Origin of the sequence: Variovorax nitratireducens, assembly GCF_051216545.1 — a bacterium.
GTDB lineage: Bacteria > Pseudomonadota > Gammaproteobacteria > Burkholderiales > Burkholderiaceae_C > Variovorax.
On record NZ_JBPJZO010000009.1, the window covers coordinates 169,063 to 193,527 of the forward strand.

A 24,465-nucleotide genomic window follows, 5' to 3' on the forward strand; every position below is an offset into this window, starting at 1 on the left:
GTTCTGCGCCGATGTCGAGGTTCACCACCACCGGTGGCATCCATCGCAGCTCACGTTGGCGAGCTTCGGGGGCAAGTCCTTGCGAGGCCCGCTCAGAATCGTGTGCCGATGGGCTCGGCCAATTTGGGCAACGATCCGACGACCGGTTCCTGGGTCGTGGTCATTACGGTCTCGCGGCTGGGAAGCTCGCAGGGCGGCGCCTAAGCGGTATCCCAGACCCCATATCGTCGGCGCGGGCGGTGGAAAGATGCGAAGGCCCCGTCGGCGGGTATGCACGGGCACCGGCCGCACCGGGTAGGCGTCGGCGCCATTGCAAATGATCTTCGCGTTCTGCGCGCACAGGTACAGCAGGACGGAGATCACGGGAGTTACCGCCGCCTTGAACGATTCCAACTCCGACGCAGCGGTGCAGAAGGTCTGGGCGAGCGCGATCGATTCGCCGCCCAACCTGATGCAGAACGGGTACATGGCGCCATCCTCGAGAGATCGCGCGATGTCACGTTCGGTATCGAACAGCATGCCGAAAAAAGCAGGCCTGTCGGAATGACTCGCGAGCCATCGCAGCCGCCGCGAGCTGGCAGATCGCGGTGCAATCGATGTCCAGCGCGATGCACTTCGCCATCATCTGCACGTCGTCCTCACGCAGGCACGATGCCGCGCAATGATTGCAGGCCGTCGCACACGCATTGCAGACGTCGATGCACTGGGCGTACTGCTTGTGTGGCATATCTGTCTCCTTGAGACGAGTTACCGGAAATCCGGCGAGAGGTACGAACATGCCGTCGCGACGATGCATCCCGACAGCGGCCGGGCACGCTGATCAGCAGCGAGACCTTGGCCTAGCGCGCTGCTTCGATCTTGGTTACTGTGAACTTTCCGTCGATCTTTTCTGCCTGGAAGCGGACCTTGTCGCCGGCCTGGACCTTGTCGAGCATTGCGTCATCGCTCACCTGGAATACCATCGTCATGCCGGGCATGTCGAGGTTCTTCAGCGGGCCGTGTCTCAACGTCAACTTCTTGTTGTCCTTTTCGACCTTGCGGACCTCGCCGTCGGCGAGCTCGGCGGAGGCAGACGAGTCCTTCGCGCCAGCCGTCGAAGCGGCGCTGCCAACTGCAGGCTGCGCGTGCGCAAATCCGGTGAGCATGAGGGCGGCAGCCCAGGCGAGGAAGGTATTGCGAAGATAGAGCATCTCGATCCTTGATAGGGGATAGTTGAAAACCGAACTCCCCGGTGCCTTGTCAGACGCCGAGCCGAATGTATGTGCGAGTTACTTTTGCCCTGGCTTTGTTAAGCCTTGGTCACATTCACGGCGCCCTTCATGCCGGCGTCGTAATGACCCGGCTGCAGGCAGGCGAAGTCGACCTTGCCCGCCTTGGTGAATTGCCAGACCACTTCGCCGGTCTTGCCCGCCCATCACCATGTAGTCCGGTACCAGCTTGGTGATCTTCTTGACCATGTCCTTGTGGTCGACACCGATCATGGTGGGCACGTCGTGGCCCATCGCGTTCATCGGGTGGTGGCTCTTGTGGCAGTGCAAGCCGCTTGCCATGGTGCGCGCGGACCATGAGTGTCCGAGCCTGAGCGGGGATTCGAGTAGGGCGCTCTTCACCGCTTGGTAGCGGCGCGCCCAATTCGCTCGCTTCGCGATGTAGTCAAACGCGCGGGCGATACGATGCGCGCAAGTTGTTCGGCTACGGCTGCGCGGCGTTCAACCGCTCCCGAAGCACCGGACCATCACACCGGCTTGTAGTCCCAGGGGTTAATGATCGGCACATTGCTTGGAGCAAAGTGTTTGACGTTGCGAGTGACGATCGTGAGCTGGCGCGTGATGGCGCAACTTGCGATGAATGCATCGGCCGCAGAGATCTGGTGCACGACGGTCAGCCTCGCCGCCATGGCTGCGGCACTGCCGTCGAGTTCAATGATGCGCTCGGCAAATTCGGCAAGCACCTGGCCTGTGAGCCAGGCGCGGAGAATGGCGCCTTGCGCAGCGTCAGCGCGCTCCTTTTGCTGCACCCCCACCTCGAGCTCGTAGACCGTGATGGCCGAGAGAAATGTTTCGTCCTGGGCGATGGAGCCCGCCCATGCGACGACAGCCGGAGAAGCCTTCTCCGGCCGCCGAAGCTCGGAAATGACGTTCGTGTCGATCAGGTACATCAGCCGAGATCCACGCCGTGCGAGTCGATGTTGACCCGCGGTGGATCAAAGTCGATGTCGTCAGCTGGCCCGGGCTGGGCCACGGCCTGCAGCAGCGACTTCGCGCGGCGGCCCTTGAGTGCCTCATAGTCCCGAAGGGACAGAAGAACGTGCGAGCGCACGCCGCGTGAGGTAATGAACACCGGGCCGTTGTCGGCCTGATTCTTTAGGCGGCTGGAGTCGCGATTGAATTCGCGGCTGGAAACTTCGGTGACTTCCACGAAAGGCCTCCTTTCATCGTTGTACATGCAAATGCTACTACATTTGTATGTACATTGCAACACGGCCGTCAATACGGCGGGGCTGAGTGGAGCAACGATTGGGGATTCAATCCGCTGACCGGCAAGACTTGGGGCGAGCAGGACCCGTGCGTGACGCACCCGGCGCAGAACCCGCAGTGTGTGGACGACGGCTTCCTGGGCGGCCCCACGCCCAACGGCCTGGTCTTCGGCGGTGCCTTCCCGTGGGAAGCCAACAACCTGTCGTTCACGACGATAACGGTGTCCAAGTCGTGGCGCATCTCGCCGTCGCTGGCCGACATCCAGGCCGTGATGGCCGAGGTCGGCGCCGACAATCGTGCTGAGCATCAACTTCCGCCAACCCTATGTGCTCGACGATGCCAGCGGCCTGAAGAGCGCCGGCGCGCTCTTGGCCGGCTTCGGCGTCAGCAACACGGCGCTGCTCGACGTGCTAATCGGCAAGATTCTCGCCACCGGCGCCGCGGTCAAGCCGCAGGGCAAATTGCCGTACGCGCTGGCCAAGAACCTGCAGGCGGTCATCGACAACCAGCCTGACGCGCCCGGTTACCCGGCCGCCGACACGCTGTTCCCGTTCGGCTTTGGCCTGACGTACTGACCTTCAACCGCACGAGGCAATGCATTGTCCTGTCCGGAGCACGCCATGCCCACCCCGCTGATCTCCGGCCTTCAAGTCATTCCTGTCGCTGGCCGCGACAGCATGTAGGCCAGGCTGTCGCGTGCCACTCAAAATGCGAGCGAGTAGAACTAACTTTGATGCTGCGGACGAAACAGAGCCTGCAGGGCAGTCGAGCTGCCCCTTCTTGATCATGTGCGCGATCTCGATGCCGGAAAGAAGGATGCGTGCACAACGGAAGGACTTGAATCCAAGCTTTGGCCGCACGACGCGCTTGATGGCCCGATGGTTCTGCTCACGATGTTGTTGAGGTATTTGCTCTGCCGCAGTTCGATGTCGGCTCCAGAGTCTTCGTTGACGCTGAGGATGGCAGCTGTGGTGGCGCCGCTCTTGTCGATGGTGATCTTTTCGGGCACACCATGCAGACCGATGGCTCGCTCTAGAAACTCCCGGGAAGCCGCGCTGTCCCGCTTGGCACGCAGCTGAAAATCGACGGTGTCGCCGTCACGGTCGACCGCTCGGTACAAATACTTCCGCTGGTCTGCAACCTTGATATAGGTTTCGTCCATGCGCCAGCTCAAGACCACCGGTCGCTTGCGTCGTTGAAACACCGCGGCCAGGATCGGCAAGATTTTCAATGCCCGGCGATGAACCGTGGCCTGATCGACGCACACGCCGCGTTCGGCCATCATCTCCACGATGTGCCGGAGGCTCAGCGGATAGGCCGCGTACCAGCGCGCGCAAGTGAGCATCACATCCAGCGGATAGTGAATCCGCTTGATCACCTTGCGCAGCTCCTCGATCATCGCCCTCGTCCAAGTCGTCGATCCCGCTTCGGCTTAACCGCTTGGCCGCAATGCGACAGAACCCGCTGGCGCCGTGGTCAAGCCTCATTGACCCTGCCGCCCCACCAGAGGCAGTTCAGTGGGTGCGCAGTTTTTCTTGCAACCAGACTTTGATCAGCGACTGGTAAGGCACATCGCGGGCGTTGGCCGCGACTTTGATCGAGTCCAGCAGGTGCTGAGGCAAGCGCAGCGAAATTGTTTTAGTGGTGGGTTTCAAGTTGGGCAGCGTGACCTTCCTGGCTTTCGACCAATCGAGGTGATCCGTGGAGTCATGCTTTTCCCAGTACGCACGCTCTTGCGCTTCGGTCGCGAACTTCGGGATGGCTTTAGTCTGCTTGTTCATAGATGGCGCGCTCCTTTCGGTGCATGTTCCTGGCTGAAATGACGCGGATCAACAGGCCCGATTGGCGCAGGGTGAATGTGATGTGCAATGTGCGTCCGTCGTCGGTTTTGCCCAAAGCGTGGAGCCGAGGTTCCTGACGGCTGTGGGCGGCATCCTCCAAAAGCAGCAAGGGCGTGTTGAAGAAGACTTGCTCGGCTTCGGCCATGGAAACGCCATGCTTTTCGTTCTTGCGGGCGTTGCCGTCATCCCAGTTAAACCCAGTAACGCTGCTCAGGTTAATCATGGGTAGTATATTACCATCATATACGCAGCCATTGCTGCTGCACCAGAGTGTGCGCTCGGGCAGGCAAGATTTCTCGAAGCTTCAACGATGTGCCGTTCAATCCTCGTCGTGCATCCGGCTGATCTTGCTGCCCAGCGCGCTTTCGACGCGGAAGTATCCCATCACGGTTGCGACGCTGTGATGCCCGGTCATGGCCATCGTCTCCGGCAGCGAAATGTTCTGCCGGCCGGCTTCGGTCACGAACCCCGCGCGCAATGAGTGTGCAGGAAACTCTCCCTCCACCCCCGCGAGCAGGCATCGCTCCTTCACGATGTCGCGCACCGCGGCAGGCGTCAGCGGCTCGCCGAGGTGCCCGCCCTTGCGGATGCGGCGGAAGAGGGCGCCTTCCTTCCTTGATCCCGCTCGCCGCGAGCCAGTCCTGCATGGCCAGTGCCGCGCTGCCCACCAGCGGCTTCACATCCTCGGGCGCTGGCCTGGTTGGTCTTGGAGCGCGCGAGCATATAGAGATAAGACTTCGCGCTCTCTCACCAATGCGCCGGAGGTTCCTGAGCGTGGCCGCGGCGACCTCCGAACGGCGTCGCCCGCCGGTTGCCCAGGCGAACAAGAGGAGGGCGCGATCGCGTTTTCCTCGCAACGTGTCGTCGCAGGTCGCGAGCACCGCCTGCAATGGATCCTTGGTCAGCGCGAGCTGCCTGTGCGGGCGAGCGCCGCGCTTGGCGTAGGCGCGCCTCGTCCGGCCGAGCAGCTCGCGCACCAGCGGATCGGCGCAGGGATTTGGCTCCTTGGCCAACTGGTGTGCCTTGGACAGCACCGCGATGCGGTCAATTTGACATAAGAATGCTTGCGCGTCAGTGGATCTCAGCCGCGGATGTTTCGAGCGGGAAGGAGCTTCATGTTGTCCTTCAACTCGATCAAAAGAGTGAAGCGAGTCCTCGTTGGAATCGATTTGGCCATGTAGCACAACTGTGCTACAGTGAGACTCATCGAAGGGCTCATATGTCGACAACCACCATTCGCATCGACGACGACTTGAAAGAGCGGATCTCGGCTGCGGCGGATCGAGCAGGGAAAACTGCTCATGCCTTCATCGTCGATGCAATCGCACAGACCGTCGAACAGGTCGAGGCGGAGGACGAGCTCCATCGCATCGCTGACAACCGATGGTCGAAGGTGCTGGCGACCGGAAAGTCGGTGCCCTGGGACGGCGCTAAGAAGTATCTTACCGCTCGTGGAAGAGGCGAGAAACCTGAAAAGCCAGCTGCGCGAAAGCTTGGACACTGAACAGGCGGGATGACGCAGATTGAACTCGCCCCAGAAGTCCTCGATGACTTCGTTCGGTTCATTGAGCACCTGGCTCGATTCGATGGGATCGATATCCCGCACCGCCTCAGCGAGGTCATGCAAACTATAGAGATTCTGGGTCACAGCCCCTTGATCGGTCGACCCGTCAAGGCGGGCAAGCGGGAGTTGCTGATCGGCCGTGGATCGCGCGCATACGTTGCACTCTATCGATATGTTGTCAACATCGACACTGTGTTCATTCTCGCGCTGCGAAGCCAGCGCGAAGTAGGGTTCAAACGGAAGTCTTGATGTGGCGATCCAAGCTGTATTTAACATAACGAATATTGTATTGACAGGGTGTGTAGGCCCCAAATAGAAATGTCGCGCGCGGAATCCAGGTAGAGCATCACGCTTCGTGAACGGGAATCCAACGCGGATGGAATCGACTTCGAGAGCCGCGGACATGGTTTCCCCGATCCATCGATCGGTGCCCCGACGGGGCGGCTGGCGCACGGAACGCGTGACCACCATGTGACGTCAATCGATGCGATGGGCTCATCCTGGGAGCGCTATTGAGTCACCACGTCTCGATATTCGACCAGCTCGAAGTCAGGGGCTTGCGAGGAAAAGCGCTGGCAGAACACTCCAGGATTCGTATCCGAATTCTGAAACAGAATTTTTGGCCGCCTACCTCCGCGAGTGTCTTTTCAGCCCTGCCTACCCGCAAAAAGCACGCGTTCCGCTCATCCTCAATCCACCTTCGCCCCGGAGAACTTCACCACTTCGCCCCACTTCGCGATGTCGTCCTTGATGGCCGCCGTGAAGCGCTCCGGCGTACCGCCCAGCGGGGTGTAGCCCATCTGTTCGATCTTGTCCTTGAAGGCCGGTGCGCTCAGTGCGCCATTCAGGGCAGCGTTGATGCGCTGTGTCACCTCGGGCGGCGTGCCCTTGGGCACCAGCAATCCGAACCACGTCTCCGACACCAGGTTGGGGTAGCCAAGCTCCCTGGTCGTCGGCACGCCGGGCATGGCCACCGAACGCTTGTCCGACATAACGGCCAAGGCGCGCAGCTTGTCTTCCTTCACGAAGGGTGCCGCAGCCGCTACGCCGGGGAAGGCGAGTTGCAGCCGATCCCCCAGCAGATCCGTGAAAACCGCGCCAGGCGAGGTGTAGGGAACGTGCACCATGAAGACGCCGAAGGTCTTCTTGTAGAGCTCGCCGGAGAGGTGGTAGGAGCTGCCGCTGCCGGTCGAGCCGAAGTTTAGCTTGCCGGGATTCTTCTGCGCGTACTGCGTCAGCTCCTTCAGGTTGCTGGCCGGAATGGAAGGGTTGACCACGATCACGTTCGGAATCGAACCCACCATCACCACCGGGTCGAAGTCCTTCAGCGGATGGAAGGGCTTCGCGTCGTAGAGCGTCACGGCCGAGACCACGGTTCCGGTCCAGCCCATCAGCAGCGTGTAGCCGTCGGCCGGCGCCTTCGCGACGAGGGATCCGCCGAGATTGCCGTTCGCGCCGGGTCGGTTCTCGACCACGACCGATTGATTGATCGACTTGCCGAGTTCGTCTGCGATGAGCCGCGCCAGCGGGTCGGCGCTGCCGCCCGGTGCGGCCGGCACGACGATGCGCACCGGCTTCGTGGGCCACGGCTGCGCGAGCACAGGTACCGCAAGGCCCGCGAGCAAGGCAATCGCCCCGACAGCCAGCATGCATCGCGAAGCGCGGCGGCCCGGGAATTTTCTGATCGCTGAAAGCATTGTTGTCTCCTGGTGGTGATTCGGGTGGGTCGGTCAGTAGGACTTGGGCAGTCCCAGCACGCGCTCGGCGATATGGCTGAGGATCATTTCGCGGCTCACGGGGGCGATGCGCGTGATCATGACTTCGCGCAGATAGCGCTCGACGTGGAACTCCTTCGAGTACCCCATCCCTCCGTGGGTGAGGATGGCGCGCTCGCACGCACGCCAGCCCGCTTCGGCGGCGTAGTACTTCGCGGCGTTGGCCTCGGCACCGCAGTCCTTGCCGTTGTCGTAGAGCCACGCTGCCTTCATCGTCAGAAGCTGCGCGGCCTCCAGCTCCACCCAGTTCTCCGCCAGCGGATGCTGGATCGCCTGGTTCTGTCCGATGGGCCGATCGAAGACAACGCGCTCGCGCGCATAGGCGGCAGCCTTCTGCAGCGCGATGCGCCCGACGCCAACCGCTTCCGCCGCCAGCAGAACGCGTTCGGGGTTCATGCCATGAAGGATGTACTTGAAGCCCTGGCCCTCTTCGCCGATGCGATCCTCGACAGGAATCTCCAGGTCGTCGATGAACAGCTCGTTCGAGTCCACGCACTTGCGCCCCATCTTCTCGATCAGGCGCACGTCGATCTTGCTGCGGTCGAGGTCGGTGTAGAAAAGGGACAGCCCCGACGAGCTCTTGCCGGGCGGCAGATCCTCGATCGGCGTCGTGCGCGCGAGCAGCATGATCTTGTCCGCAACCTGCGCAGTGGAGATCCACACCTTCTGTCCGTGGACGACGTATTTGTCGCCCTGGCGCACCGCGCGGGTCTTGAGCCTGGTCGTGTTCAAACCTGCATTGGGCTCGGTCACGCCGAAGCAGGCTTTCACCTCGCCCCTGGCGATCGGCGGCAGCATCCGGCGCTTCTGTTCCGGCGTGCCGAACACCGCGATCGGCATGAGCCCGAAGATGTTGATGTGGATGCTGGAACAGCCGCTGAGGCAGGCGCCGGTCTCAGCGATGGTCTGCATCATGATGCAGGCCTCTTGCACGCCGAGCCCGGCGCCGCCGTACTCCTCGGGAATCGCAAGCCCCAGCCAGCCGGCTTCGGCCATCGCGTCGTAGAACGCATGCGGGAACACGCCATCGGTGTCGCGCTCGCGCCAATAGCTCTCCGGAAAGTGGGCGCAGAGATCCTTGACGGCTTCACGGATGGACTGCTGTTCGGGGGTCGGTTCAAAGTTCATGGGGAAGGTCACTGCTGCCAGCGTGGTTCGCGTGATTCATCTGCCGGTCCAACGGGGCGCCCGCTTCTCGGCGAAAGCCCTGGGGCCCTCCTGTGCGTCTTCGCTCAGGTAGACGCTCTCGAAAAGATGCTGCGCTGCGCGCAGCCCCGCCGAGCGACCCATCTCTGACGACAGGTACACCAGCTCGCGCGCAGCCTTCACCGTCAGCGGCGCATTGGCCGCGATGGTGCGGGCCATCTCGATGGCGCGCTCGCGCAGGCGATCGAGGGGAACGACATCGTTCACGAAGCCCAGCGCCAGTGCGCGCTGCGCCGACATCGGTTGCGCGGTAAGAAGAAGCTCCATCACCACGCGCTGCGGCAGCATGTGCACCAGCGGCGCGGCCCAGGGCATGCCACGCCCCACCTTCGCCTCCGTGATGCCGAATCTGGCGTGGTCCGCGGCGATGCAGAGGTCGCACATCTGTGCGAACAGCCAGCCGCCTGCGTAGGCGACGCCATTGACCGCCGCGATCATCGGCTTGCTCACATGCTCGACGTCACCGAGCACCGGCAGCATGTCGCGTGGCGGCACCCGCAGCTTCAGCGCGGCAGCTTCCTTCAGATCCATGCCGGCGCAGAAGGCCTGGTCGCCGCGGCCGGTGAGGATGCCGACACGCACCGCATCGTCCTGCTCGATCGCATGCCAGGCCTGCCGCAATCCTTCGATCACGCCGCGGTTGATCGCGTTGCGCTGTGCCGGGCGGTTGATCGTGACGATGGCGATGCAGCCTTCGACGACCTCGTAGTCGACTTCCTCGTTCAGCATGGCGCCCCCCAGACTTCGCGCGCTTCGCGCAGCAGAGACTCCCGGTGTTCCGGCGCGGCGATGGCGGCCATCGCCTTGATCCGCTCGCGCAGGCCCAGTCCGCGCAGCCGCGCGATGCCGTGTTCGGTCGCAATGACGTCGACATCGCTGCGCGCGGTGGTGACCGGGCCCGACAGGCGGCTCACGACTTTGCTGTCACCGCTTTTTCCGGTGGCGCTCAGGGCCACGATCGACACCCCGCCCTCGGACTGCACCGCCGCCCGGACGAAGTCCACCTGCCCGCCCACCGCGCCGATGTAGTCCGGGCCGATCGCCTCCGCATTCACCTGCCCGGTGAGATCCACCTCGAGCGCGGAATTGAGCGAGACCAGGCGCTTCACGCGCGACAGCGTGGCCACGTGGTGCGTGTAGCTGGTCGGGCACAGGCGCAGTTGCGGGTTGCGGTGCGCGAAGCGGTACAGGCGCTGGGTTCCGAACAGAACGCCGGTGATGCTCACACCCTCGTCCAGGCCCTTGTGGGCGTTGGTGACAACGCCACGCTCCATCAGGTCGACCAGCGAGTCGCCGACCATGCCCGAATGCACGCCGAGGTCGCGCCGGTCGACCAGCATTGAGACGATGGCCTCGGGCACGGCGCCGATGCCCATCTGCAGGGTGGCACGGTCGGGGATCAGGTCGGCCACATGCGCGGCGATCCGGCGTTCGAGCTCGCCGAATTTCGCGGGCGGCAGCTCCAGCGGCTCCCTGTCCGAGCGCACGAGCACCGTGATCTCGTCGGCCCTGAGCGGTGCGTCGCACGGCGTCCACGGCACCTGGCTGCTGACTTCGGCAATGACGACCCGGGCGCGCGAGATCGCGGTTCGCAGGTAGTCGTTGACCAGTCCGAAGCTGTGTTCGCCGCGCTCGTTGGCCGGACTCACCAGCAGCATGACGACATCGCAACGGATGTGGCCCTTGCGGATCAGATCCGCCACCGCCGAGATGTGGCACGGCACGGGATCCAGCACGCCGGCACTCGACAGCTTGCGGAGTGTGCCGATGCCGCCGATGCCCTTGAATCGCAGGTGATCGGCGTGCTCGGGCTGGAAGGTGGTCGAGAAGCCCGAACCGAAGAAGATGCCCGCGCCACTGAAGCTGGCGCGCTGCGCGACCAGTTGCTCCGTCAGGCTGCGCGGCTCGCCGGTGCCCTGGCCGAACACGATGCCGTCGCCGGGCCGGATGCAGGAAGCCAGTTCGATGCCGGCTGGCGATTCGACGCGGTTCACCTCAGACATCCTCCGGCGCGGCGAGCACGGCAAGCGAGCGCTTCAGCAACGGGCCGTCGACCATCCGGCCTTCGAAGTCGATCGTGCCGATGCCGTGTGCGGTGGCTTCTTCGTACGCCTGCACCAGGCGCCGGGCATAGACGCGCTCCTGCGCGGTCGGCGAGAAGGCGGCATTGGCCAGCTTCACTTGCGCCGGTGCGACGCAGATCTTTCCCTGATAGCCCAGATCACGGCCGCGCGCGGCGTCCCTGACGAAGAGCGCGTCGTCGCGGATGTCAAGCACCGCCTGGTCGATGGCCACCACGTTTGCGGCACGTGCCGCCATCACCACCCATGACCGTGCGGTCGCGACCTCGTCGCCGCCGGGCGTGCGGCGGCCGCCGATGTCCGCAGCGAAATCCTCGGCGCCGAAGTAGACCGCGCCCAGGTGCGGCGTGTGGTCGCAGACCTTCACCGCGTTCAGCACGCCGCGCACCGACTCGATGCCGCCGATGATCGTGCGGGGGCGCGCACGCGGCGCTTGCGCATCGCGCCGCCTGATCCAGTGGGCCACCGGAAAGGTCTGCTCGGGAGTCTCGAGTTTGGGAATCACGACGGCATCGATGTCGCAGGCGAAGGCGGCCTCGAGATCCGCCAGGTAGTGCGGCGAAATCGGCACGTTGACGCGGATGGCAAGCGTGCTGCTCAATCCCGCCGCGCGCACTTGCCGCACGGTCTCGCCGAGCATGTGCCGCGCCTTGTCTTTCTCCTGCTCGGGCGTGCCGTCCTCCAGGTCGATGACGCAGCAATCCGCGCGGAACCTCGGAAACTTGACGACGAGTTCGGGCCGGTTGGCAGGGGCAAAGAAAAGCGAGCGGATCATGGGGCGAAAAGTCTCCAGACTGGACAAAGGACTTCGGTGGCGCGGATCTACGCCGCCGCAGTAGCGTGCGGCGGTGCTTGCGCCGCGGTTCCCGCAGCCATCAGCGCGTCGATCTCGTCGGCGGCGTAGCCGGCCTGCTGCAGGATCTCGCGGGTGTGCTCGCCCTGGCGCGGAGCAGCGCGCGCAACATCCGGCGTGCTGTGCTGCCAGGTCATCGGCATGCGCATGGTGCGGATCGGACCCTCGCTCGGGTGCTCGACGGTCGAGAAGAAGCCGGTCGCCTTCAGATGGGGGTCGTGCAGGACGCTCTGCAGGTCGTGCATCGGCATGAACGGGACGTCTGCCTGCTCGAGGATCTCGATCCAGGCAGCGGTCGACTTCTCCTCGAAGATCGCGCCGAGTGCCCCGTACACGAAGTCGATGTGGCGGGAGCGGGCGGCATAAGTCGCGAAGCGCTCGTCCTGCAGGAGGGCTTCGCGACCGACAGCGCCGAGGAAGCTGTGCCAGTGCTTGTCGTTGTAGACCAGGGCGCAGATGTAGCCGTCGCTGGTGCGGTACGGGCGGCGCTCCGGGGACAGTTGGCGCGCATAGCCGCCGGCGTCGAGCGGCGGCTCGAAAGTCAGGCCGCCCAGATGGTCGCCCAGCACGAATGCGACCATGGTCTCGAACATCGGCACGTCGACGCGGTCGCCCCGGCCGGTGCGCTGGCGCGCCAGCAGGCTCGCCAGGATGCCGCCCACCGCGGTCTGGCCGACGATGCGGTCGGCCAGCGCCGTGGGCACGTAGCGCGGGATGCCGCCGGAGGCCCGGGCGATCAGGTGAGGCAGCGTCGCGCCGCCCTGGATCAAGTCGTCGTAGGCGGGCCGGGCCGCGTACGGGCCGTCCTGCCCGAAACCGAAGAGCCCGGCATAGACGATCAAGGGATTGATCGCGGCCACCTCTTCGTAACTCAGGCCCAGCCGGGCCATGGCCTGCGGCCGGACGTTGTACATGAGCACGTCTGAATCGGCGATCAGGCGCCGCAGCGCTGCCAGGCCATCGGGTCGCTTGAGATCCAGGACGATGCTGCGCTTGTTGCGGTTCGCATTCAGGAAGACCGGGCCCATCCCCTCGTTGCGCACCGGACCGATCTGCCGCACCAGGTCGCCGTGAGGGGCCTCGACCTTGATGACGTCCGCGCCCATGTCGCCCAGCGCCTGCGAGGCGAAGGGCCCCATCAGCACGGACGTCATGTCCAGCACTTTGATTCCGGCGAGAGGTCCCATGGTCTCCTGTCCTGGCCGTCACCGTGATGGCGACCGTTGTTATCATTCATGTACGTGAACAAATCATACATACATAGGAATGAATGCGCAAGGCCGCCAGTGCGCAAAGGCCCTCGGGTACAGTGGCGCGTCCTGGATCTCCAGCCCTCGCGCCCTCCCCTCGCACGGGCCCCAACGAAGTGATCGTCAAGCAAGCCGCCAACGTCCTGGATCTCATCGAGTTCTTCGCGGCACACGGGCGCCCGGCCACGCTGGCCGAGATCGCGAAACACTTCGAGTGGCCGCGCTCCAGCACCTTCAACCTGCTGGGCACCCTGGCCGCGCGCGGCTTCCTGTACGAGCCCCGCGCGCGCGGCGGCTACTACCCGGCGCCGAGATGGGAGGCGCTGATCCGCGCGATCGAAGCCGCGCAGCCCATCCCGCCCGAACTCCATGGCCTGCTGGAAAACGTGGTCGACAAGACGGGCGAGACGGCGGTGCTGGCGGCTGCGAGCGGCGCGCATGCGCTCTTCCTCGATGCGGTGGAGTCGCCGCATGCGATCCGCTACACCGCGCAACCCGGCAAGCTGGTTCCGTTGCACGTCACGGCCACCGGCCGCGCCCTGCTATCCCAGATGACGACCGAAGACCGCGCCGCCATCCTGCGCAAGGCGGAGTTCAAGCGCTATACGGCGACGACGCTGATGTCGGCATCCGCCGTCGAGCAGGCGGTGCAGGAATCGCAGAAGCTCGGGTGGTTCGAGGGCCGCGGCGAATTCACCGTCGATCTCGGCGGTGTCGCACTGCCCCTGAGCTTGCCCAACCGGCAGTTCGCCGTGCTGGTGGCCGGGCCGATCAGCAGAATCGAGCATCGGACTGCGGAGTACGTGCGCATCATCCAGGCCGCGATTGCGCGGCAACTGGCGAAGTGATCGCCGGACTCGAATCGATCACGCGGGCCGATCGCCGAGACTGACCACTTCAATCGATGGGCATGACACGGTCGTTCGCGTCCGGGCGACAACCTTCGGCGATGGCGCGCCAGCCCCGGTGCACGACGACCTGTCCGCCGTTGTGGCACAGCTCGACGCGTTCGCTGGCGGTCAGCTGGTCCCGTGCAAAGGATTCGACGGTCGAAGGCAGGCTGACACGCAGTTTCAGCGCGAAGCGATCCGCTTCCGGGTGGTCGTCGAGATGCAGGAGCGGCACGAAGTTCGACGCGAACATCAACCAGTGGGAACCGACGTCGACCGGCTCGGGCAGATAGGGCGCTGTGCGCAGCCAGATCTGGGCACGCTCGCGCAGGTCTTCCCCGTCAGCCAGGTTGGCCCACGCGACAGCCATCAACTCGATCACCCACTGGTGAGCTGCGCGCGAACCACGCCATCCGATGTCACAGCGCCTAAGCCCATCGCGTGATCCGAAGGACACCAAGCAGCACGCGTCGCACTTCCGAGACGGCTGCATCGCGCAGTGCATCGGTTCGCCATCCGACTTCGACTGCATAGCGCGGCATGGTCAACGGGCAGGCAAACATCTGTAGTCCTGTTCGCGCCGCAATTGCGGCGGCAGCATGTTTGGGCATCGTCGCGATGGCATCGCCGCCAAACAGAAGGTGGGGCAACGCGGCGAAGTGTGCGTGCGTCCGGCGCGGCGAACGGCGACCAGCAGGGGCGGGTGCAGAGGATGCCGCCGTGCGACCAGATCGGAGTGCCCATCCACTTCCACTCCTCGACGACGTCCGGGTCCGCTTCCTTGATGAGTTTGCGCATCCTGCCAATGGTTTTCCCACGTCAGTCCCCGAGTTCGGCGATTCTTTGCGAGATGAGTTCCGATGCCGGTTGGCCTTGGTGCGTGTCTGACTTTTTCATGTTCTCATCCTAGAAGTTCTGCGGCCCCACTTCAACGGGGCCTGCGCCTCCTCAATCACGACTCGAACGCATGGGCCAAGCATGGACAAGTGGGTATCGCAACAACGTTTCAATATCGGCTGGGTAGTCCCAGCAACATGCCTGCTGGCGCTGCTGCATTTTGGCCAGGACGTCCTGCGGCCCATCGCGGTCGCGGCGGTTCTGGGCCTGGTGATCGCACCCTTGTCACGCAAGCTCAAGCGCACGGGCCTGGGGCGCACGGCAGCGACACTGGTTTCGGTGCTGCTGGTCGCCGCCTGCGTGGCCTGGATGAGTGCCGTGTTGGCGCTTCAGCTTGTTGCGGTCGGCGCGGGCCTGCCGCAATACAGGGCTGCCATTGCTTCGAAGGTCGAATCGATACGCGAAGTCACGGTGCGCCCGTTCGAGCGGATCGAGGCGGAGCTGAAGGGCGCGCTGTCGCAAAACGCCCCCTCCCAACCAACGGCAGAGCGGTCTGGATCGGCGAATGGCTCGGGCAACGAGCCGCTCCCCGTCCAGATTCGCCAGGCATCTGCCTCGGCCGGCGACATGTTGTCGAGACTTCTGTCATCGGTGTGGGGGCCCGTGGGTGAAGCGGGCATCGTGTTCATTCTCCTGGTCTTCATCCTGTTGGAGCATGAATCTCTCGGCGACCGCTTCATTCGGGTCATTGGCGTGGCGGAACTGGGCCCCACCGTCCAGGCACTGAGCGATACGGCAGAGGGCATCTCCCGCTTCTTCCTCTCGCAGTTCGTCGTGAACATCGCGTTCGGCACCGTGCTGGGGGTCGGTCTTTGGGCGATCGGCATACCGCATGCCGCGCTGTGGGGCTCCATCAGCGCGTTGCTGCGTTTCGTTCCTTATGTCGGCGTGCTGGGCGCAGCCGCCTTGATCGCGGTGTTTGGCGCAGCCGTTGATCCCGGCTGGTCGCTGGTGCTGGCAAGCCTGGGGCTCTTCGCAGCGCTGGAGCTTCTTGTCGCCCACGTCGTGGAGCCACAGGTCTACGGACACAGCACCGGGCTTGCCCCGCTCGCAGTCATCGTGTCGGCGCTTTTCTGGGGCGCGATGTGGGGGCCCGTCGGCCTGCTTTTGTCTACGCCACTTACCTTGTGCATCGTTGTCGTAGGCCGGCACGTGCGCGCGTTGGAGCCCTTCGCGATTCTTTTGACGGATGCACCCGGGCTCGATGGGGGCCAACGCTTCTATCAGCGCGCCCTGTCTGGCAACACGTCGGCGATCATCCAGGACGCGCGTGCGTATCTGCGCCGGGCCAGTTTCGCGAAGTATTGCGACTACGCCCTGCTTCCGGGTCTGGCCCTGGCAGGCGCAGACTTCCGGAACAGGCGGATCGACGAAAGACAGAGCGCGCGTATCAACACAACCATCGTGGGCCTCGCCGAAAACCTGGCTGCCGTTCAGTCTGGCGAGCGAAAGGGCCGCCGCCGCCCCACGGTCTCGCTCTCGGACGCGAGCGTTGGAACCTACCTGCGCAAGATGCGCGAGGCCCGTCTGGGGCCTTGGCAAGGGCGGCTCGACGTGCCGTCGAACTCGATTGTCCTGTGCGTGGGATTCGGGTCGGAGCGAGACGACTTCCTGACGGAACTCCTTGTGCGGGTCTTGCGCAGCGACGACGTGGACGCTCGCAGCGTGTCGCTCAGCGAGCCGCAGGATCCGTCGATGGCCGACAAATCGAGCCTGGTCGGTACGGCAATTCTTGCCTATCCATCGCAAGAAGCCCTCGAGCAGTGGCAAGCGGTCGCGACAGAAATGCGAGCTTCCATGCCGCATGCAGTCATGGCGACGGTGAGGTTGCCGCTCGACCAGACTGCGGTTCCAGAAAACCTTGTTCTGGACTATGTCGATCTGATCCTTCACTCGTACTCGGAGGCCGAGGCGTTTGTCGTGCAAGGCACGAAGGCAATCTAGCCAAGACTCGTGCGCGCGCTGCAGCGCGCTTGGCGTCGTGATCCCGGCCGGTGCCTCTTGCGAGCACGGCGTCGGTCGCGAGCACCGTGCCCGGCTGGTAGTCGGGCTGCCCGGCGATGCGCTGGTACAGCGGCGCGAAGTCGATCTTCGCGAGTTCGAGCCACTGATCCAGATTGTCGATGACGAAGTAGCTTTCCTGGAAATCGTCGATCCGGTAGTTGGTTCGCATGACGCGTTCGAGATCGACGCCGATGCGATTGGGCGAGGCATCGTCGAGCGAAAAAACCGTCTCGGTAAACGACGAGGCGATGCCGGCGCCGTAGATGCGCAGGCCATCAGCCTGCTTGGCAACCTCCCGGGTCAGCAACGCCGATGCCGTCAAAGCGTCAGCGTAGTCGAGGCCCAGCAGTACATAGGTCGACAGGCTAGCGCCATAGTTTTGTTACGCCTTCGCCAGGGCCATTGGGGTATGTTTCCAGCCTTTCCCATCCGGGCTGCGCTTGCCTTTTCTTCTTGAGGAGCGATAAACATGTCCCGATATCTCTGCGAATTGAAGAATCTCCTGACGGATCTGAAGGATCGCTACGGGGAAGGCGATGATTCGGTGCAGCAGGTAAAGCGCGAGCTCGAGGCCGTTGAAGCCACGGAGTCCGAGCATCAGACCCTGTTCGCCCTTGGTCACGACCGCCTTCTCCGAAGGGGCGGCAGGCACAGCTGGGAAGGCTATTCAAGCCTCTTGCACTCATCCCAGCGCCCGCCCCCTCTAGGTTAGACGCCCTGGCGCAGGCATCGCCAATGACCCGTGGTTGCCCCGCAGGCTTCAGTTGGCCTTCTTCTTCGGACGTCCAGCCTTCAGCGGCGCCAGCGAATCCAGCGCGCCGCCCAGTTGGCTATCGGTGAGCTGTTGAAGCGCGTGCAGCCCGGCGCGCAGAAGCTCGCTCTTCTTGGCGGGGCGTTTGAAACCTAGCGCGCGATCCTTGAGGACGGCAATCAGACCGAAGTCCTGCTGGGGCATCGTGAAACTGTCGCGCACGAGCTTGGCTTTGGTTTCAGGAGGTCGTGAGACCTGAGGCGGCGCGACCACAGCCTTTACAGCCTTGGCCTTCAGTGGCCCCGTCTTCTTCGCAGCTGTCTTCTTGGCAGCTGCTTTTTTAGCTGATTTCATTTTTTTGGACGCGGCGGTCTTGACGTCGACTTTGGTCGACACCTTCTTGACCACCGTTTCCTTTTTCGCCGGGGACTTCGTGGTCAGGGGTATTGCTGGCTTGGCCATCCGAGGCGAGATCTTCTTGGCGGCCGCCTTCTTCGTCGCGGCTACTTTGGGCTTGCGCACTGGCGCCTTCTTGACCGCCGGCTTTTTGCGCGGAACGGGCGTCGCGGTTGGTGAGTTCGATGGCCGCTCCGTTGTGGCGGGAGTTGGCGACTCTGCTGGTGCCTGGATCGCGGAGTCGATCGCTGCCGGGTCGGTCGCGTCGCTGGGCTCGAAAGCCGTCCCACTATGAGTCAGGTCGATGTTGGTCATTGAGGATTTTCTAATATGGTGTAAATGATTTACACCATTATTTTGAACGAATTGAGAATCCGCATCAAGAGCCTGCGCCGTCCACCGATCCAGGATCACGTCGAAGCGGAAGCGAATCGGCTGCTGGACGGCGCTGACGGGTCGCAATCTCCCAGAAGCTCGCGATTGGTTCTACTAGAAGGGGCCTGCAGCGATTGCGCAATACCGGAACCAGCTGCCCGCAGGGCGCTGTTCGGGCCAACCTGCACGAGTTCATTTGCAGGACTTGACGGCTCGCGACCACCGCAAAGAAGGTCGCGAAACTGCACCCTGAACGGCTTCGGCGGCAGCCTCGCATGCCACGGGTACCACCCGGCTCGACAAAGCCGACAGTTGTCAGCGATCCACTTTGCTATGCGTACTCAAGCCCGTCTGCCGGGCAGAGATTCGTGCAAATTCCCATATTCCCGGGCCGAAGAAATGATGCCTTATCGTTGACAGAACTGGTTGCTGGAAGAAGGAGGCCCGGGGTAACGCAGCCCTCGAGTCCGCAGTCAGGGGTGCTCCCGCACTTCAGGCGGATACCGTTCGCGCTGCCTCCTGCTGCGCGCGCATGATCTGATGACGCCGCCAGTATTTGCCGACCGCAAGGTTGAAAGCGTCCTTTTGTTTGCCGATGCCCTTGAGGGGAATCTTCGTCTTGCGCGCGCCCAGCAATCCCTTGTCGTGGTGCGCCACGACCAGCGCGCCGAATTTTCCGTCCTGGAGTGTCAGGCCGCTCACCTCGTCCCATGAGATCGCGCCCGTTTCGCAGGACGCGGCATGTATGCCCTGATAGGTGATTTCGATCAGGCTGCCTTTGGCCACTTCGAAGACGACGGTCGGAAAGTGGCGCAGTACGATCTCCCGCTCTTCCTCGTTGGCCGGCTCATACCGATAGGCCAGACTGTGTTCGTGATCGGCGGCGAAGCGCTGCTCGTACGCGCTCCACAGCCGCTGCTCGATCGCAGCCGCAGTCGGCATGTCGTCGACCCAAGTCGCCGGCGGCACTGCCGTCACGACCGCTGCATACCGGCTTTCTTCGACGCTGTATCCCACGTTGCGCATGCGTTCGTGCAAGGGGGGATGACTGTCGTACGGGTGGGGCACACCGGCGGTCTTCATGGTCTCCAGGAAGTCCGCGGATCCGGCATAGGGGTGCAGGCCCTCGGCAACGAACCGCGCGATGCCCAGATCGCCCTCGTGCCGGCGGCTCTCGGCAAAGAGTCGGCGCTCGACGTCGTTGCGATAGCTCGCATAGGCCGAAATCTTGATCAGGGACTGCACGATCGACTCCGGCGCGGTCAGCACGGCCGCGGTGCGGTCGGCCATGTATTCGCGCTCGCGGCTGTCCCGTGCCAGGGCGAACGCGAAAATCATGCGGTACAGACGCAGCACGTAGTGAACAACGATGGTGAGGCCGCCGTTGCGCATCTCCCAGGTGTACTGGTCGAACTGACGCAGCTTGGGTCCGAGCAATGCGCTGCTGCGCGCGTCGCCTCCACCCAGGTGGGCCAGCTCGTGCGCCAGCACGGCATCTGCCTCCGCGGTGCTCAGCACGCGGACCAGCGGCACGCTCACGAACAGTGTGCGGCCCTTCAATGGGTGATTGCCCACCGTGCAGGGTGACTCAGTGACGAAGAAATTGGTGTCGATGCCCGCGATGATCTGGTCGGGCGGTGCGGCCTGGGCTTTGGCGGCCAGCTCGCGAACGCGCTGCCACAGCCGGGGGGCATCGGCGTCGGCCAGCAACTCGCCCTCAATCTCGTTTCTGACGGGAAGCTTTTTGAACAGCGTCCAGAACGCATAGAAGACGGCCATGGCCGCAAGAACCCCGGCGATACCCACCAGCTTGACGGAGTAGAGCTCCCCGAAATAGGCGGTGAGCCAGAAGGAGAGCCAGACCAACATGGCTCCCTGCACCAAGACTTCTGCCGCGCTCGACACGGTCATCAGCCGCCAGCCCGTCACGAAACTTGCATACCGCAGCCCGCGATTGACGAACGCGAGCGCCGCCAGCGCCAGTGCCGCCACCAGCAGCACAGCGCCGCCGATCAGCGTCCAGAAGGCGAGGCGGTCGGCCCAGTGGAATTGCCAATAGAACGAGTAAGGCTCGCAGACCTTGTCATGAAAATCCCGATCCTCTTCTGCAGGCGCGTCGCAGGCGCCCGACAGCGGATGGCTGCGGTAGAAGCCCAGTGCATCATCCTTTTCCTGGCCCGAGAGCTTGGGGTTGGCCGCAATCCGTTGCTCGATGGACTGCAGGAAAGCGGCGTCTTGGGTGCGTGCCACGTACTGCGTGAAGAGCAGGGTCGCAGCTGGTATGGCGAAAAGGGAAAAAAGCGTCAGGACAAGCGTGCGTACGAGTTCTGACCGAACAGTGCGAGCGGAGGCCATCTGGGTATCTGTAGTTAAGAATTTGGCGATAGCTTATCGCGGGTGATCGTACTTTCTGTGTCGTTTTGACCTTGCCCCGTACTTCAGACCACGGTCTACTCGCGATGTAGCGCCTGTGACGTTTCCCCCGAATTCTGGACTTTTCAGAACTAGAGGTATGGTTGCTTTTGACGTTTCCCCCGAAACCGGTCAGTTCTAGACTGGAGTCGGGCGGCCTTCTGGCTGTTGATCTGACCTGTGGTTGACGAACTCGTTCGGGGTCAGGTGGCCGAGCGAGTAGAAGGATGGACATGCGCATTACGCGTCGTTGCCGCTTACCCATCTTTCTCGGGATACGACTTGACTCGCCGAAAGAATCACCGGCCATTTGTGCCGCGCCATCTTCCGTGTCATCGCGGGCGGGATAACGCAGACCTGACCAAGGCTGCGCGAGCTGTCCGGCCATCTGATGGGCCAACTAGCACTGGCTGGGAAAGATCGCCTTGTAGCGTTGCCGCAACTCCGAGACCCGGGCGCTGAGCCGCGGATTTTTGGCGAACCGCTCAGGCAATCCATTCCATTCGACGACGTCCCAATTGCACTCGCTTGGACTAGCAGATGCGTAAAGGGCAACTTTTGGGGTGATCTTGGCAAGTGCCCCTTCGTTGCCAAATTCGGCAACGAGCAGTGCCTCGATCTGCTTGATAGATTTCAGTTGACGGATCATCTGTCACTCTTTTGTAAGTTTATTAACGCAGCTTGTCATTTGATATGAGCCGTGGAGGGTCAGGCAGCCCGCTTGGTTCGAATCGCCTTCGACGCGCGCGAATTCGGCTCGCGTCCCAGCGCCTGGCTGATGTAGACGCCGGCGTCGATGAGGCGGTCAAGGTCGATGCCCGTCTCGATGCCCATGCCCTGCAGCATGTAGACCACGTCTTCGGTCGCGACGTTGCCGGTCGCGCCCTTGGCATACGGGCAGCCGCCGAGGCCAGCCGACGAGGTGTCGAACTGCCACACCCCCATCTCGAGGCTGGCAAGCGTGTTGCCCAGCGCCTGGCCGTAGGTGTCGTGGAAGTGGCCGGAGATGTCGTCGATGCCGTAGTGCGCCAGCGTGGCTTCGATGGCGCGCTGCACCTTGACCGGCGTGCCGGCGCCGATGGTGTCGGCCACGCCGACATGCTGCACGCCGATGCCCTTCATCAGGCCCGCGAGCCGGCCGACCGCTTCGGGGGCGACTTCACCCTCGTACGGGCAACCGACCGTGCACGACATCGCGCCGCGCACGTAGATGCCCTTCTCGCGCGCCGCCGCCACCACTGGCGCAAAGCGTTCGATGCTCTCGGCGATCGAGCAGTTGATGTTCTTCTGGCTGAAAGCCTCGGTGGCGGCGCCGAACACCACGATCTCATCAGGCCATTCGTTGCGCGGTGCGGCAATGGCAGCCTCGAAGCCCTTCATATTCGGCGTGAGCACCGAATAGCGCACGCCCGGCTTGCGCGTGATGCCGTGCATCACGGCAGCGTTGTCGGCCATCTGCGGCACCCACTTGGGGCTGACGAAACTGGTGACCTCGATCTCGCGCAGGCCGGCGTCCTGCAGGCGGTGCACGAGGCCGATCTTGATGTCGGCGGCCACCGGCTGCTTCTCGTTCTGCAAGCCGTCGCGCGGGCCGACGTCTACAAGCTTGGTGCGGGTGGGATATGCCATTCCAACGCCTATTTTTCTTTTGCCCTGACGGACTTCCTGGCAATCAGGAGGCAATCCTCAGCAATTCAGCGCCCTCTGTGACCTGGTCGCCCGGCGCATACAGCAGCTCTTCGACCGTGCCGTCGGCCGGCGCGGCAATGGTGTGCTCCATCTTCATGGCCTCCATCACGGCCAGCGGCTGGCCCTTGGCAACCTTGTCGCCGGACTTGACCGCGAAGGACACCACCTTGCCCGGCATCGGCGCGGTGAGGCGGCCGCCCTCGGCATGCGTGTCGCCGGCATGCGCCAGGCGGTCGATCGCCAGGATCTTGGTGGCCCCGTGCGCCGCGAAGACGTGCGCGACCGCATCGTTGGCATACACGTCCAGGGTGTGGCGCGCGCCGTTGAACGACACCTCGAACTGCCCGTCCGGCAGCCGCCCGATGTCGAGCGGCCCCGACACATCGCCCACGGCGAGCATCAGCGCGCCGTCGTGCAGGTAGCGCAGCGTGGCGCTCTGCGGCGCGCCGCGGAATTCGAACGAAAAGATGCGCTGCGCGACGCCCAGCGAGCGCCAGCCATCGCGGCGGCTGAACGGGTCGCCGGTGTTGGTCGCGCGTTCGTCCAGCAGCGTGCGCGCGATCGATGCGGCCGCCGCCAGCGGCAGGCCGAGCGGTTCGCGGTCGAACAGCACCGCGCGCTCGCGCTCGATCAGCGCGGTGTCGAGATTCGCGTTGGCGAACGAATCGGTGGCGAGGATGCCGCGCAGGAACTGCACGTTGGTCGACACGCCCACGATGTGCACCTGCGCCAGTGCCGCGTCGAGCCGCGCCAGCGCCTCGGTGCGCGTGCTGCCGTGCACGATGAGCTTGGCAATCATCGAGTCGTAGAACGGCGAGATCTCGCCGCCCTCGCGCACACCGTCGTCGATGCGCACGCGGCTGCGCTGGAACGCGGTGTGCTGCGGCTTGCGATAAACGTGCAACGAGCCGGTTGCGGGCAGGAAGTTGTTGTCGGGGTTCTCGGCGCAGATGCGCGCCTCGATCGCGTGGCCGTGGATCCGCAGTTCGCCCTGCTGCAGCGGCAGTGGCTCGCCGAACGCGACGCGCACTTGCCACTCGACCAGGTCGAGCCCGGTGATGGCTTCGGTGACGGGGTGCTCGACCTGCAGCCGCGTGTTCATCTCCATGAAAAAGAAATTCATGGCGCCGCCGTCACGCTGCTCCACGATGAACTCCACCGTGCCCGCGCCCACGTAGTTGACCGCCTTGGCAGCTGCCACCGCCGCCGCGCCCATCTCCTGGCGCATGGCCTCGGTCATGCCGGGCGCCGGTGCCTCCTCGAGCACCTTCTGGTGGCGCCGCTGCACCGAGCAGTCGCGCTCGAACAGGTAGACGCAATTGCCGTGCGTGTCGCCGAACACCTGGATCTCGATGTGGCGCGGACGCTGCACGTACTTCTCGATCAGCACCGCGTCGTCGCCGAAGCTGTTGATCGCCTCGCGCTGGCACGAGGCCAGCGCCGCCGCGAAGTCCGCGCTCTTGTCGACTGCGCGCATGCCCTTGCCGCCGCCGCCGGCGCTGGCCTTGATGAGCACCGGGTAGCCGATGCGGTCGGCCTCGCGCTGCAGCAGCGCCGGATCCTGGTCGGCACCGTGGTAGCCGGGCACCAGCGGCACGCCGGCCTTTTCCATCAGCTGTTTCGATTCGGCCTTGAGGCCCATGTCCTTGATGGCCGAGGGCGGCGGCCCGATGAAGACAAGACCCGCATCCGCGCAGGCCTGTGCGAACTCTTCGTTCTCGCTGAGGAAACCGTAGCCCGGGTGGATCGCCTCGGCGCCGGTGGCCTTGGCCGCTTCGAGGATCTTTTCCCAACGCAGGTAGCTGTCCTTGGGCGCGCTGCCGCCCAGATACACCGACTCGTCGCAGGCACGGACATGGTTGGCGTGGGCGTCGGCATCGGAGTACACGGCCACGGTGCGGATCGCCATGCGGCGCGCGGTGGCAGCGACGCGGCAGGCAATTTCCCCGCGATTCGCGATCAGGATCTTCTTAAACATTCGGGGTGTCTCCAATGATCCAGCGT

Annotated in this window: 25 protein-coding genes and 5 pseudogenes; 5 read left to right on the top strand and 25 right to left on the bottom strand. The window is 63.8% G+C overall.

The window, feature by feature from the left end; all coding sequences use genetic code 11:
- Window positions 1-21 precede the first annotated feature (21 nt).
- From ACSFA8_RS20190 to ACSFA8_RS20215, 6 genes and pseudogenes are all read right to left on the bottom strand, one after another.
- The gene (locus ACSFA8_RS20190; RefSeq protein WP_435481253.1) at window positions 22-519 is read right to left on the bottom strand and encodes an AcrVA2 family anti-CRISPR protein; all 498 of its coding nucleotides are present in this window, start codon (window positions 517-519) and stop codon (window positions 22-24) included.
- The gene (locus ACSFA8_RS20195) at window positions 497-796 is read right to left on the bottom strand and encodes a four-helix bundle copper-binding protein (RefSeq protein WP_435481254.1); all 300 of its coding nucleotides are present in this window, start codon (window positions 794-796) and stop codon (window positions 497-499) included. The genes ACSFA8_RS20190 and ACSFA8_RS20195 overlap by 23 nt, the downstream gene beginning before the upstream one ends.
- A gap of 43 nt (window positions 797-839) precedes the next feature.
- On the bottom strand, window positions 840-1,190 hold the full coding sequence (locus ACSFA8_RS20200; RefSeq protein WP_435481255.1) for a copper-binding protein: 351 nt from the start codon (window positions 1,188-1,190) through the stop codon (window positions 840-842).
- Between the two features lie 98 nt (window positions 1,191-1,288).
- Window positions 1,289-1,408: pseudogene (locus ACSFA8_RS20205) on the bottom strand (plastocyanin/azurin family copper-binding protein); the annotation flags it as partial.
- Between the two features lie 327 nt (window positions 1,409-1,735).
- On the bottom strand, window positions 1,736-2,158 hold the full coding sequence (locus tag ACSFA8_RS20210; protein ID WP_435481256.1) for a type II toxin-antitoxin system VapC family toxin: 423 nt from the start codon (window positions 2,156-2,158) through the stop codon (window positions 1,736-1,738).
- Entirely contained in the window at window positions 2,158-2,418 is a 261-nt protein-coding gene (locus ACSFA8_RS20215) for a type II toxin-antitoxin system Phd/YefM family antitoxin (protein ID WP_435481257.1), read from the bottom strand. Before ACSFA8_RS20215 ends, ACSFA8_RS20210 begins: the two co-directional genes overlap by 1 nt.
- A 355-nt stretch (window positions 2,419-2,773) precedes the next feature.
- Here ACSFA8_RS20215 and ACSFA8_RS20220 point away from each other — a divergent pair, with 355 nt between their 5' ends.
- A complete protein-coding gene (locus ACSFA8_RS20220) occupies window positions 2,774-3,052 on the top strand; it encodes a glycoside hydrolase family 3 protein (protein WP_435481258.1) in 279 nt (92 codons plus the stop codon).
- Between the two features lie 141 nt (window positions 3,053-3,193).
- Here ACSFA8_RS20220 and ACSFA8_RS20225 read toward each other — a convergent pair.
- From ACSFA8_RS20225 to ACSFA8_RS20240, 4 genes and pseudogenes are all read right to left on the bottom strand, one after another.
- A pseudogene (locus ACSFA8_RS20225) lies at window positions 3,194-3,876 on the bottom strand (IS6 family transposase); the annotation flags it as partial.
- 115 nt (window positions 3,877-3,991) lie between these two features.
- Window positions 3,992-4,258, bottom strand: coding sequence for a BrnA antitoxin family protein (locus tag ACSFA8_RS20230; RefSeq protein ID WP_435481259.1), 267 nt, complete (start codon window positions 4,256-4,258; stop codon window positions 3,992-3,994).
- Complete coding sequence (locus ACSFA8_RS20235; RefSeq protein ID WP_435481260.1) at window positions 4,242-4,541, bottom strand: BrnT family toxin; 300 nt, start codon at window positions 4,539-4,541, stop codon at window positions 4,242-4,244. The genes ACSFA8_RS20230 and ACSFA8_RS20235 overlap by 17 nt, the downstream gene beginning before the upstream one ends.
- A gap of 96 nt (window positions 4,542-4,637) precedes the next feature.
- A pseudogene (locus tag ACSFA8_RS20240) lies at window positions 4,638-5,367 on the bottom strand (tyrosine-type recombinase/integrase); the annotation flags it as partial.
- Window positions 5,368-5,537: 170 nt separating this feature from the next.
- On the opposite strand from ACSFA8_RS20240, the gene ACSFA8_RS20245 reads away from it, so the two are divergent.
- Together ACSFA8_RS20245 and ACSFA8_RS20250 are read left to right on the top strand one after the other, a co-directional pair.
- Window positions 5,538-5,822: a CopG family ribbon-helix-helix protein gene (locus ACSFA8_RS20245; protein WP_435481261.1), complete on the top strand. Its 285-nt coding sequence runs from the start codon at window positions 5,538-5,540 to the stop codon at window positions 5,820-5,822.
- Window positions 5,823-5,831: 9 nt separating this feature from the next.
- Window positions 5,832-6,131 (top strand): type II toxin-antitoxin system RelE/ParE family toxin, encoded by a 300-nt coding sequence (locus ACSFA8_RS20250; protein ID WP_435481262.1) that lies wholly within the window; start codon window positions 5,832-5,834, stop codon window positions 6,129-6,131.
- A 440-nt stretch (window positions 6,132-6,571) separates the two neighbouring features.
- Here the strand turns inward: ACSFA8_RS20250 and ACSFA8_RS20255 are convergent, their stop codons facing one another.
- The 6 genes from ACSFA8_RS20255 to ACSFA8_RS20280 form a co-directional block, all read right to left on the bottom strand.
- The gene (locus tag ACSFA8_RS20255) at window positions 6,572-7,531 is read right to left on the bottom strand and encodes a Bug family tripartite tricarboxylate transporter substrate binding protein (protein WP_435481263.1); all 960 of its coding nucleotides are present in this window, start codon (window positions 7,529-7,531) and stop codon (window positions 6,572-6,574) included.
- A gap of 81 nt (window positions 7,532-7,612) precedes the next feature.
- A complete protein-coding gene (locus ACSFA8_RS20260; RefSeq protein ID WP_435481264.1) occupies window positions 7,613-8,785 on the bottom strand; it encodes an acyl-CoA dehydrogenase family protein in 1,173 nt (390 codons plus the stop codon).
- 36 nt (window positions 8,786-8,821) lie between these two features.
- Complete coding sequence (locus tag ACSFA8_RS20265; RefSeq protein ID WP_435481265.1) at window positions 8,822-9,592, bottom strand: enoyl-CoA hydratase/isomerase family protein; 771 nt, start codon at window positions 9,590-9,592, stop codon at window positions 8,822-8,824.
- Entirely contained in the window at window positions 9,586-10,857 is a 1,272-nt protein-coding gene (locus ACSFA8_RS20270; RefSeq protein WP_435481266.1) for an acetyl-CoA hydrolase/transferase family protein, read from the bottom strand. Before ACSFA8_RS20270 ends, ACSFA8_RS20265 begins: the two co-directional genes overlap by 7 nt.
- 1 nt (window position 10,858) lies before the next feature.
- Window positions 10,859-11,719, bottom strand: a complete 861-nt coding sequence (locus tag ACSFA8_RS20275) for an HpcH/HpaI aldolase/citrate lyase family protein (RefSeq protein ID WP_435481267.1) — start codon at window positions 11,717-11,719, stop codon at window positions 10,859-10,861.
- Window positions 11,720-11,766: 47 nt separating this feature from the next.
- Window positions 11,767-12,984, bottom strand: a complete 1,218-nt coding sequence (locus ACSFA8_RS20280; RefSeq protein ID WP_435481268.1) for a CaiB/BaiF CoA transferase family protein — start codon at window positions 12,982-12,984, stop codon at window positions 11,767-11,769.
- A gap of 179 nt (window positions 12,985-13,163) precedes the next feature.
- Between ACSFA8_RS20280 and ACSFA8_RS20285 the strand changes: the two genes are divergently transcribed.
- Entirely contained in the window at window positions 13,164-13,895 is a 732-nt protein-coding gene (locus tag ACSFA8_RS20285; RefSeq protein ID WP_435481269.1) for an IclR family transcriptional regulator, read from the top strand.
- A 49-nt stretch (window positions 13,896-13,944) separates the two neighbouring features.
- Here ACSFA8_RS20285 and ACSFA8_RS20290 read toward each other — a convergent pair whose 3' ends face one another.
- Both ACSFA8_RS20290 and ACSFA8_RS20295 read right to left on the bottom strand, forming a co-directional pair.
- Window positions 13,945-14,319 (bottom strand): DUF2145 domain-containing protein, encoded by a 375-nt coding sequence (locus tag ACSFA8_RS20290; protein WP_435481270.1) that lies wholly within the window; start codon window positions 14,317-14,319, stop codon window positions 13,945-13,947.
- 320 nt (window positions 14,320-14,639) lie between these two features.
- Window positions 14,640-14,834, bottom strand: a pseudogene (locus ACSFA8_RS20295) (DUF1801 domain-containing protein); the annotation flags it as partial.
- Window positions 14,835-14,915: 81 nt separating this feature from the next.
- On the opposite strand from ACSFA8_RS20295, the gene ACSFA8_RS20300 reads away from it, so the two are divergent.
- Entirely contained in the window at window positions 14,916-16,778 is a 1,863-nt protein-coding gene (locus ACSFA8_RS20300) for an AI-2E family transporter (RefSeq protein WP_435481271.1), read from the top strand.
- 169 nt (window positions 16,779-16,947) lie between these two features.
- Here ACSFA8_RS20300 and ACSFA8_RS20305 read toward each other — a convergent pair.
- The 7 genes and pseudogenes from ACSFA8_RS20305 to ACSFA8_RS20335 all read right to left on the bottom strand — a co-directional run.
- Window positions 16,948-17,160, bottom strand: a pseudogene (locus ACSFA8_RS20305) (hypothetical protein); the annotation flags it as partial.
- A gap of 60 nt (window positions 17,161-17,220) precedes the next feature.
- A complete protein-coding gene (locus tag ACSFA8_RS20310) occupies window positions 17,221-17,460 on the bottom strand; it encodes a hypothetical protein (protein WP_435481272.1) in 240 nt (79 codons plus the stop codon).
- A 138-nt stretch (window positions 17,461-17,598) separates the two neighbouring features.
- On the bottom strand, window positions 17,599-18,300 hold the full coding sequence (locus tag ACSFA8_RS20315; protein ID WP_435481273.1) for a hypothetical protein: 702 nt from the start codon (window positions 18,298-18,300) through the stop codon (window positions 17,599-17,601).
- Between the two features lie 552 nt (window positions 18,301-18,852).
- Complete coding sequence (locus tag ACSFA8_RS20320; RefSeq protein ID WP_435481274.1) at window positions 18,853-20,715, bottom strand: M48 family metallopeptidase; 1,863 nt, start codon at window positions 20,713-20,715, stop codon at window positions 18,853-18,855.
- A gap of 457 nt (window positions 20,716-21,172) precedes the next feature.
- Window positions 21,173-21,421 carry a hypothetical protein gene (locus ACSFA8_RS20325; protein ID WP_435481275.1) on the bottom strand — a complete coding sequence of 83 codons (249 nt, stop codon included), beginning with the start codon at window positions 21,419-21,421 and terminating at the stop codon, window positions 21,173-21,175.
- Between the two features lie 59 nt (window positions 21,422-21,480).
- Window positions 21,481-22,401, bottom strand: coding sequence for a hydroxymethylglutaryl-CoA lyase (locus tag ACSFA8_RS20330; RefSeq protein ID WP_435481276.1), 921 nt, complete (start codon window positions 22,399-22,401; stop codon window positions 21,481-21,483).
- Between the two features lie 43 nt (window positions 22,402-22,444).
- Complete coding sequence (locus ACSFA8_RS20335) at window positions 22,445-24,439, bottom strand: acetyl/propionyl/methylcrotonyl-CoA carboxylase subunit alpha (protein ID WP_435481277.1); 1,995 nt, start codon at window positions 24,437-24,439, stop codon at window positions 22,445-22,447.
- Window positions 24,440-24,465 lie beyond the last annotated feature (26 nt).